The organism is Dietzia sp. CW19 (assembly GCF_014145265.1).
Classification (GTDB): Bacteria; Actinomycetota; Actinomycetes; order Mycobacteriales; family Mycobacteriaceae; genus Dietzia; species Dietzia natronolimnaea.
On sequence record NZ_JAALEE010000224.1, the window covers coordinates 1 to 1,668 of the forward strand.

Sequence of the window (1,668 nt, forward strand, 5' to 3'; positions counted from 1 at the left end):
CGCCGACGCGATCGACGCCACCGGGCAGGCCGTGGGCGTGCCCGTGTTCGCGGGTTCCCTCCGCTCGGCGCCCGACGAGCTGTTCGCCGCGCTCGGGACGCTCGACGCGCTGATCGTCACGGTCCTGGCCGCCGGCGGGACCACGCCCGGGGCGGTGAGCGCGGGCGGCGAGGACGAGACGTGGGACGTCGAACGGATCGCCGCGCTCGACATCCCGGTGCTCCAGGGGTTGTGCCTGACGTGGAGTCGGGAGGACTGGGAGGCCTCCGACGACGGCGTCAACCCTCTGGACTCGGCCAACCAGATCGCGATCCCCGAGTTCGACGGCCGGATCATCACCGCGCCGTTCTCCTTCAAGGAGATCGACGCCGACGGGCTGCCCCGGTACGTCGCCGATCCCGAACGCTGCGCCCGCGTCGCGGGGATCGCGGTCTCGCACGCGCGGCTGCGTCATGTGCCCGCGGCCGACCGCCGGATCGCCCTGGTGCTCTCGGCCTACCCGACCAAGCACTCCCGGATCGGCAACGCGGTCGGGCTGGACACCCCCGTCTCGACCATCCGCCTGCTGCGCCGCATGCGCGACGAGGGCTACGACCTGGGTCCGGCGGACGGGCCGGTCGCCCGGTTCCTCGACGTCGCCCACAGTGGCACCGACAGCACCTACGCCGACGACACCGCCGCCGGGGACGCCCTGATCCACGCCCTGATCGCCGCGGGCGGACAGGACGAGGAGTGGCTGACGAACGCCCAGCTCACCGACAGTCACGTGCGGATCTCCACCGACGACTACCTCACGTGGACGGCGGACCTTCCCGAGTCGCTGCGCTCGGAGATGGTCGAGGCCTGGGGGCAGGCGCCCGGACGGCTGTTCGTCAACGACGCCGGCGAGATCGTCCTGGCCACCATCCAGGCCGGCAATGTCGTCCTCTTGATCCAGCCGCCCCGCGGGTTCGGTGAGAACCCGGTGGCGATCTACCACGATCCCGAACTGGCGCCCTCGCACCACTACCTGGCCGCCTATCGGTGGCTCGCCCGGGGTTTCGGCGCCCACGCGCTGGTCCACATCGGCAAGCACGGTTCCCTGGAGTGGCTGCCGGGCAAGAACGCCGCGCTGTCGGCGTCATGCGCGACCGACGCGGCGATCGCCGACATGCCGTTGATCTACCCGTTCCTGGTCAACGACCCCGGGGAGGGCGCCCAGGCCAAGCGCCGCGCCCACGCCACGATCGTCGACCACCTGGTGCCGCCGATGGCCCGCGCCGAGTCCTACGGCGACATCGCCCGCCTCGAGCAGCTGCTGGACGAGTACGGCAACATCGCGTCCATGGACCCGGCCAAGCTGCCGGCCATCCGCGCGCAGATCTGGACCCTCATGCGGTCCGCGCACATGCACGAGGACCTGGGCCTGGAGCAGCAGCCCGGGGACGAGGAGTTCGACGACTTCCTGCTCCACGTCGACGGGTGGCTCTGCGAGATCAAGGACGTCCAGATCCGCGACGGACTCCACGTGCTGGGTCAGGCGCCGGACGGCGAGGCCCGGGTAAACCTGGTGCTCGCCATCCTGCGCGCCTCGCAGGTGTGGGGCGGCGAGTTCGGCGCCGTCCCCGGCCTGCGCCGCGCCCTCGGGCTGGGGGAGGACGCCCCGACCCACGAGGTCGACCGCGTGGA

At 72.1% G+C, this 1,668-nt stretch carries 1 protein-coding gene; it reads left to right on the forward strand.

Going from position 1 to position 1,668, the window contains the following annotated elements:
* Positions 1 to 1,668 (forward strand): cobaltochelatase subunit CobN (locus G6021_RS07430; protein WP_182640978.1); only part of this gene is annotated, 1,668 nt, incomplete at both ends.